At 67.7% G+C, this 7,303-nt stretch carries 6 protein-coding genes and 2 pseudogenes; 3 read left to right on the top strand and 5 right to left on the bottom strand.

Annotated elements, in window-relative coordinates; genetic code table 11:
* Positions 1-331: 331 nt before the first annotated feature.
* The 4 genes and pseudogenes from BIV23_RS45155 to BIV23_RS45140 all read right to left on the bottom strand — a co-directional run.
* Positions 332-964: pseudogene (locus tag BIV23_RS45155) on the bottom strand (IS5 family transposase); the annotation flags it as partial.
* 250 nt (positions 965-1,214) lie between these two features.
* Positions 1,215-1,661, bottom strand: coding sequence for a hypothetical protein (locus BIV23_RS45150; protein WP_071386792.1), 447 nt, complete (start codon positions 1,659-1,661; stop codon positions 1,215-1,217).
* A gap of 27 nt (positions 1,662-1,688) precedes the next feature.
* Positions 1,689-3,017, bottom strand: coding sequence for a restriction endonuclease fold toxin-2 domain-containing protein (locus tag BIV23_RS53025; protein ID WP_245790960.1), 1,329 nt, complete (start codon positions 3,015-3,017; stop codon positions 1,689-1,691).
* 51 nt (positions 3,018-3,068) lie between these two features.
* Positions 3,069-3,257, bottom strand: coding sequence for a hypothetical protein (locus tag BIV23_RS45140; protein WP_143079287.1), 189 nt, complete (start codon positions 3,255-3,257; stop codon positions 3,069-3,071).
* Between the two features lie 138 nt (positions 3,258-3,395).
* Here BIV23_RS45140 and BIV23_RS45135 point away from each other — a divergent pair.
* Both BIV23_RS45135 and BIV23_RS45130 read left to right on the top strand, forming a co-directional pair.
* A pseudogene (locus tag BIV23_RS45135) lies at positions 3,396-4,665 on the top strand (IS256 family transposase).
* Positions 4,666-4,837: 172 nt separating this feature from the next.
* Positions 4,838-5,146: a hypothetical protein gene (locus tag BIV23_RS45130; RefSeq protein ID WP_071386790.1), complete on the top strand. Its 309-nt coding sequence runs from the start codon at positions 4,838-4,840 to the stop codon at positions 5,144-5,146.
* Positions 5,147-5,554: 408 nt separating this feature from the next.
* On the opposite strand, the gene BIV23_RS45125 is transcribed toward BIV23_RS45130, so the two are convergent.
* Positions 5,555-6,118, bottom strand: a complete 564-nt coding sequence (locus BIV23_RS45125; protein WP_071386789.1) for a TetR/AcrR family transcriptional regulator — start codon at positions 6,116-6,118, stop codon at positions 5,555-5,557.
* 92 nt (positions 6,119-6,210) lie between these two features.
* Here BIV23_RS45125 and BIV23_RS45120 point away from each other — a divergent pair, with 92 nt between their 5' ends.
* Positions 6,211-7,281 carry a saccharopine dehydrogenase NADP-binding domain-containing protein gene (locus BIV23_RS45120; RefSeq protein WP_071386788.1) on the top strand — a complete coding sequence of 357 codons (1,071 nt, stop codon included), beginning with the start codon at positions 6,211-6,213 and terminating at the stop codon, positions 7,279-7,281.
* Positions 7,282-7,303: the final 22 nt, after the last annotated feature.

Below are 7,303 nucleotides of genomic sequence, written 5' to 3'. Positions count from 1 at the left end.
AGGCACGCACCGCACCCAGCCCAGATCCGCCAGGTTCGAGCTGGTGGGAATTCGTTACGAGGCTTCACACACCGGTTTCTCGCGTACACCTCTCCGTCTTGCTCGCCGGACCCACGGCCATCTGGCAGTTCTGGCCCCGCCCCGGCTTTGTCAGGGCTGCTTCCCGCCCTCCCCGGCACCTCCCGGATCAGGCTGCCCTCAGCTTCAACCCCACTGCTGCGACAGCGGGTTGGTGCAGGTCTCTCACCTCCACACGATCAACAAGCGCCTCACGGCGCACGCGCTCCACGACCCAGCGGCGCGGCAGCACCACGAACCCCTTGGCGTCGTCGCTGCGCTTGACGACGGTCAGTGCGAGGGTCAGGACGGCGTGAGCGAAGGCGACCGGCCAGCCGGTGTAGCCGCCGTCGGCCCAGACCAGGGCGATGCGGCGGTGTTCGGCGCGCAGTTGTTCAAGAAGGTCGCGGCCGGCGTCGTTGTCGTGGGCGCTGGCGGCCAGCACGGTCACGGCGATGACCAGACCGAGGACATCCACTGCCACCCCGCGCTTGCGGCCGGGCACCTTCTTGGCCGCGTCCTTCCCGGTCGTGGCCGCGGGCACGTTCGCCGGGGCGTGGACGCTCTGGGTGTCGATCACGACCAGGCTCGGGTCCTCCGGCCGCCCGGCCTTCTCGCGGACCTGCCAGCGCAGCAGGTCGTTGATCTTCACGTCCGTGCCGTCATCGCGCCAGACCGCGAAGTAGTAGTAGACGGCCGACTTCGGCGGCAGGTCGTGCGGGAGGTAGTCCCACTGGCAGCCGGTCTTGCCCTGGTACATGATCGCGTTGACGATCTCCCGCATCTTGTACCGGCCCTGATGTCCCGTCGGGGACGGGTGGTCGGCCTTCCACGCCGCGATCACCGGCTCGATCAGCGCCCACCGCTCATCGGACAGGTCGCTCTTGTAGGGCTTGCGGTCACTCACCCGAACAGCCCAGCAGGACCAAGCCGCGCGACCAGCCCCGACCGCCCAAACCCACACGATCAGGCGGCGACAAGGCGGCCATACCGGCTCAGAATATCCTCTGAGTTGACAATCACGCGCTTACCGGTCAGCTACAGCGGCACTCCGGGCGACCCGCCCTGTCCTCGGGCGCTCCAGCCGCAGCCACGCCATGGTGCCGGCAGCGATTGGCAGTGGTGAGCGCGTCTGCGGCCACCGGTTGGGGGCACTGTCAGTCGAGGCCGCCGGTTTCCTCGATGTGCTGGACGAGTGCTGCCACGATGCGTGGGCGGGTGGCGTCGGGGATGAGGGTGGGTTCCATGCCTTCCTCGATTCCCCAGTCCGTGTTGAACATGACGGGGACGTCAGCCGGTGCCACGTTGTTCCGGAGCCAGAGGGCGGCCCGGGCTGCCATGTGGGCGTTGCAGTCCAGGATGGACACGCCCTCGGGTTCCAGGCTGGCGAAGCCTTCCAGGGTTTCGTCGTCGAAAGTGATTCCGAAGATCATTGATGATCCGCGGACCGGGCCGTCTCCTTCGTCATCGATTCGGATGAATGTGTCCGGATTTCGTTCGCGCAGCCGCGCCTCGAATCCTGCGAAGGTTAGGCCCCAGGTCTGCCCGCGCGGTGAGGTGAAGACGTACATGGTGCGCAGTTCCGCGATCTCTTCGGGTTCCATAGCGGTACTTTCCTGGGGGTGGGCTGGTCAGGGAACGTAGCGGGCGTGGCCTCTGACGCCGTAGGCGGCCATCATGATGCGCCAGTACTGGACGGCATCCTGGTTGTTGGTGACCGTCTCTACACCGCACATCTCCTTGTTGCGTGGGTCGTTGAGCGCGGCGGCGTACTTGCGGAGTTCGAGGCGGTCGTCCTTGTAGAGGAAGTCTCTGTCGCCGGTCGCATGGTTCTTGCGGAGGTCTTCCAGTGAGCGGTAGCAGCGTTGGTTCGGCTTGTTCACGTATTTTGCCTCGACCGCCATCCCATCCGAGTTGCGGAATCCGTCCACCATCAGCGTGTTGGACGGGCTGAGTCCTGCTGGGATGGGTACCTCGAACTCGGGGAAGCCCGACACGCGCCTCTGGTAGGCCTGCTCGGCCGGCTTGCCGCCGGAGATGTCGCCCTTGCGCAGTGAGTCGAGCCAGGTCTGGAAGTTCTGCCCCTGGCTGGGCGTGAGCTGTGGGAAGCGCGGGTCGGGAGGAATCGTCGGAGGGACCGGCTGAATGTGGGGAGTGTTGGCGGGCAGGGGACGGTATGCAGCCGGTATCGACGTCGGGACGCGGATCAGGGGGCCGAGGAGCGGCGGGAGGTTGGGAAAGAGGCCGCCGTTGTCCGGCTGCGGCATCTTGACTCGGGACTGGGAGCTGTCCAGTGCGTGAGGGATGTTGCCGAGCGAGGTGATGCGTGTGTCGTCGGCTATGAGGTCGTGCAGGCCGCCGTCGTGGCCGTCGCCTCCGAAGCGTGGCTGTTCCCAGGGCCACAGGAAGTCTCCGTCGAGTTCGCTGTTTTCCATGGGAAGGCGCTGTTTGGCGGTTTCGACGTGGTCGGCGTAGGCGTCGCAGGCGTTGGCGAGCATCGTGCAGGCCGTGGGGAGGTTCGCCAGGAGGGTGTCGTGGTCGCCCACTTCGCTGGGTGGGGGTGTCTTGCCGACGAACTTCTCGAAGAAGCTCTCGACGGCGTCAGCGGCATGGCCCGCCTGATCGAGGGTGGCTGTCTTCCATGCGTCGCGGGAGTCCCAGTAGGCGTCGTGGAGGATCTTGGCCGCGCTGTGCCAGGTTGTGGCGACGGCCCGCAGCTTGTCCGGCTGGCCGAGGAATCGCTCGTTGAAGAGGTACTGATCGATGCCGCTGGTCTCTCCGACGACGTTCGGCAAGTCCTCGGCGTTGTGGCTGGCGCGCGGGCTGCAGTCGGGGCCGGCCGGCTGATCACCGATCCCGGGCGTGAAGGGGCTCTGTTCCAACAGCTTGGCTGCGACCTTGTCGTCGCGCTTGAGGAGTTCCTCGGACGCGCTGAGCAGAGCACCCGCGCCGTTGGCCATCACCTGGTGTGCGAAGCCGGACTGGTCGAAGACGGACTTGACGGCTGCGGTCTACACCTTGGCAAAGGCTCTGCCGGCCGCCCCGTCGCCGGCCATACCGCCATGGGCACTCAGCTCGGTGAACATCAGGCCCACCATCTCATAGACCAGATCACGCAGCCCCACCATCGACCATGACGCGTTGACGAAGTTCTCCGTCTGATGCCGCAGATCCACCAATGCCCGCCGCACTTGTTCCACGGAGCCTCCTCGAAGTCGGCAGTGCCGATCGGGGGTTTCCGGGTGCTTGGAGCGTGTCTGAAAAATCGTGTAAGTCCGTGACGTGACAGGCTGGTCACGGCTCTGACCTGGGCCTTCGGCCAGCCGGGACGGACGGACATGAACGACAACGAGATCCCGGCCGTCGAACCGGTCGAGGACAAGCTCGTCGATGAGGTCGTCGAGCGGCTACTGGACCGCGCCGACGCCTCAGGCGCTGCCCTGCTGGGCGAAGGCGGCCTGCTGACGGCGGTCACCCGCGCCGTGCTGGAGCGGGCCCTGGACACGGAGATGACCGACCACCTCGGATACGAGAAGCACGATCCCGCAGGCCGCGGCTCGGGCAACAGCCACAACGGGACATCGCTGAAGACGGTGCTGACCGATGCCGGGGCTCACGCTGGCCATTCCCAGGGACCGAGAGGGGTCCTTCGAACCGCAGCTGGTACCCAAGCACGCCAGGCGGCCTGCAGGGTTCAACGAGCAGGTCCTGTCGCTGTATGCACGCGGCATGTCGGTGCGCGACATCCGCTCGCACCTGGCCGGCCTGTACGGCGTCCAGGTCTCACCGGACCTGATCAGCAAGGTCACCGACACCGTCACCGACGAGCTCGACGCCTGGCAGAACAGACCGCTGGACGCCGTCTGGCCGATCATCCACATCGACGCGCTGTGGGTGAAGATCCGCTCCGGGTCCGTGGCCTCCCGGCCGGTCTGTCTGGCCGTCGGGGTGGACATGGACGGCTGCAAGGACGTGCTCGGCCTGTGGGCCGGTGACGAGGGCGAAGGCGCCACGACCTGGATGACCGTGCTGTCCGAGCTCCGCAACCGCGGGGTCGAGGACGTGTGCATCGTCGCCTGCGACGCACTGAAGGGCCTGCCCGACGCGGTCACCGCGACCTGGCCCAAGGCCACCGTCCAGACATGTGTGATCCACTTGATCCGTGCCTCGCTGAGGTTCGCCTCCAAGCAGCACCACACCAGGCTGGTCACGGAGCTGAAGGCCATCTACACCGCCCCCACCGAGCAGACCGCCGAGCAGGCCCTCGCCGACTTCGCCGCAGGCGAGCTGGGCCAGCGGTATCCGGCGATCGCGCGGACCTGGCACGCCGCGTGGAGCCAATTCACCCCCTACCTCGCCTTCCCGCCGGAGACAAGGAAGGTCGTCTACTCGACGAACCTGATCGAGTCGATCAACGCACGGCTGCGGAAAGCCACCCGAAACCGCGGGCACTTCCCCTCGGAACAGGCCGCGCTGAAGGTGCTCTACCTCGCCGTCCGCGAGCAGATCACCCCCAGAGCGCGCGATGTCAACCACGTCGCAGCACACTGGAAGAAGGCACTGAACCAGTTCTCACTCTTCTTCGAGGACCGGCTCAACACCAAGTGAAGGCCCAGGACTTACACAAAGTTCCGTACACGCCCAGACCAGCTGGGAGGGGGACGGCTGGGGCCGGCCTGGTGGAAGAGGCGCAGGCAATGGTTCATGAGTACTCGCGCATGGACGAAGTGAGTACTCATACCGGTGTCCTGGACGCCCCAGGTCTGATGGCCTGGGACACATGATCGAGGACGAAGCACCGCAGCTCCATGACCCCCACGAGACGTGGTGGAAGGTTCCTCTGGCAGCCTCCCTGCCCGGCCTGCCGCTGCTGGCATGGGAGTTCAGCCTGTTCCAAGCCGACGGCTACACCAGCGGCATCAACAGGCTGATCCTCACCGGATTCTGCCTGTTCGCGATCGCCTGGCTCCTGCCCCACCGCCAGTCCCAGCGGACCCTGCGAACAGCGATCTCCTGCACCGCGCTCGTATTCGCCGTGCTTCCCCTCACTCTCGCACTCCTGCTGACCGCTGCGATGGCTTCAGGCTGACAGGCAGACCGCCTCCGCAGGTCACAGCGCTATGGGTGCGGCGGTGACTCCGCTTGCCGTTCGGTTCGGCGGGGATGTCGAAGCTAGTCGCAGCGAGCCCGTGCAGGGCCTCGGTGCCGAAGTCCGGGTTGTGACGGCACCAGCGACCGAGGACCTCCCGGCGGTACAGCAGCGCGGTGCCGTAGCCGCTACGCGACGGGGCGAGCGGCGCCGCGTCCAGGTCCAGGTCCGCCTGGCTCTGTCCGCGAGAACGGGCAGCGAATGTACACCGGTTTGGGAGGCAGCCGCCGCCCGAGAGAGAATCGACCCGTTCGCGGGTTTTGACAGCAGCACGGGCACGGAGAGGTTGTGCGGAGTCCTCGCGAGGCTGTCGCCAACACTGAGCGGGGTGACGCTGCCGCCCTTGGCTCAGGTGTTCTCGGCCAGCATCGCGTCAAGCGCGGTCTCGGCGGCGTCGAAGCACTCGGTGAAGGCGCCCTCGCCATCGGCCCAGCGGGCGAACGCCTCCTCGGAGACGATCGAGGATACCCGCGCGGCGAGGTGGGCCTCGGTGGAACCGGCCCCGCGTTGTTCCAGGGCGTCCCGGAGGGCGGCAGTGACTTCCGCCGACTTGCTGCGCTCGCGTTCCAGCAGTTCCGGGCTGGACTGGATGACCGCCCTGCGGCGCCCGGAGTCGGTGACCATGCCGCTGACCGCCGTACCGACCTCACGAAGGGCCGACAGCGCCGCCGGTAGCGGCGCGAGCCCGGGGTCCGCGGCCAGAACGGCCTCGGCCACGGCGGGCGGAAGCCGCTCGGAGCCTGCGAAGAGAATCTCCCGCTTGTCCGGGAAGTACCGGTGGAAAGTCCGCCGGGTGAGCCCTGCCCGCTCCGCGATCTGCGTCACCGTCACGGCGTCGTAGCCGTGCTCGTCGAACAGGTCCAGCGCCGCCTGACGCAGGCGTTCCGGTGCTCCAGGGTCCCAACGTGCCATGCCCCCACCCTACGCAATCCGATGTCCCACTGTGTCATCGGCGGTGTTAGCCTGGCGATGACACAGTGAGACATCAGAGAAGAGGAAGAGTGATGACACACGGTGAGATCTGGATTCTGGGAGCTACCGGCCGGGTCGGTCGGGCCGTCGCGGCTCGGATCGCGGCGGCTGGAACCGTCCCTGTACTGGTCGGGCGCGACGCCGGCCGGCTGCGCAAGGCCGCCGCCGACCTCGGGCTCTGCGCCGACTCAAAGATCGTCGTCGCGTCGGGGTCGGACGCAATGGCGGCCGAGATCAGCTGGCAGCGGCCCGCCGTGGTCGTCAACACCATCGGCGACTACGCCGAGACCGCCGTCCCGCTCGCCCGCGCCTGCATGCCCGGCGGCCACTACCTCGACCAGGCCAACGACCCGACCGCCTTCCACCGCCTGCTCGCACTGCACGACGAGGCCGCCTCCGCAGGCAGCACCCTGGTGACCGGCGCGGGGTTCGGCGTCCTCGGAACCGAGTCGATCGTGGCCCGCCTGTGCGAGAACCGTCCGGTGCCGAGCAAGGTCCGGGTGGACGCCTTCGCCTCGGTCGCCGTCGAGGAAGGGGTGATGGGCACCGCCCTTGCCACCAGTGTCGTGGACGGCTTCGCGATGGGTGGCCGCTGCTTCGAGGGCGGCCGGCTGGTCAAGACCCGCCTCGGTGGGGAGGTCCATCACCTGGCCCTGCCCGACGGGGAGCGCATGTCCGCGGTCGGTGTCCCCTCCGGTGAACTCATCGCCGCACAGCGGGTGAGCAAAGCCCCCTCGGTGTCGGCGACCTCCGGCCTCGTTCCCGCCTCGCGTGCCGTCCGGGCTGCCCTGCCGCCGCTCTCCGCGCTGCTGCGGATCGGGACGATACGGTCCTTCGCGATCGACTGGATGGCGGGGATCAAGGCCAAGGCCACCCCGCGCCCCCGCCCCCACACCTGGGGCCACGCCGTTGTCACCTGGCCCGACGGCACCGTCCGTGAAGGCTGGCTGCGAGCGGGCGACGCCATGGACTTCACCTCCGCTGTCGCCGCGCAGACCGCGCTGCAGCTCGCCGCAGGCAAGGGCCAGCCCGGCGCGCACACTCCGGCCGCCGCTCTCGGCCATGGCCTCGCCATCGCCGCCGGAGCCGACTTCATCGACTAGTAGATTGTCGCGGCTTAATTTT

The organism is Streptomyces monashensis (assembly GCF_001866665.1).
In the GTDB taxonomy this organism is placed as follows: Bacteria; Actinomycetota; Actinomycetes; order Streptomycetales; family Streptomycetaceae; genus Streptomyces; species Streptomyces monashensis.
The sequence above is the reverse complement of the archived record's forward strand: the minus strand, read 5'-3'. Positions and strand labels throughout refer to the sequence as shown.

What these genes read in the sequence shown, in the direction of transcription:
- BIV23_RS45120 (WP_071386788.1), top strand. Translation starts at nt 6,211, where the DNA reads ATGACACACGGTGAGATCTGGATTCTGGGAGCTACCGGCCGGGTCGGT.
- BIV23_RS45125 (WP_071386789.1), bottom strand. Translation starts at nt 6,118, where the DNA reads ATGGCACGTTGGGACCCTGGAGCACCGGAACGCCTGCGTCAGGCGGCG.
- BIV23_RS45150 (WP_071386792.1), bottom strand. Translation starts at nt 1,661, where the DNA reads ATGGAACCCGAAGAGATCGCGGAACTGCGCACCATGTACGTCTTCACC.
- BIV23_RS45130 (WP_071386790.1), top strand. Translation starts at nt 4,838, where the DNA reads ATGATCGAGGACGAAGCACCGCAGCTCCATGACCCCCACGAGACGTGG.
- BIV23_RS53025 (WP_245790960.1), bottom strand. Translation starts at nt 3,017, where the DNA reads ATGGCCAACGGCGCGGGTGCTCTGCTCAGCGCGTCCGAGGAACTCCTC.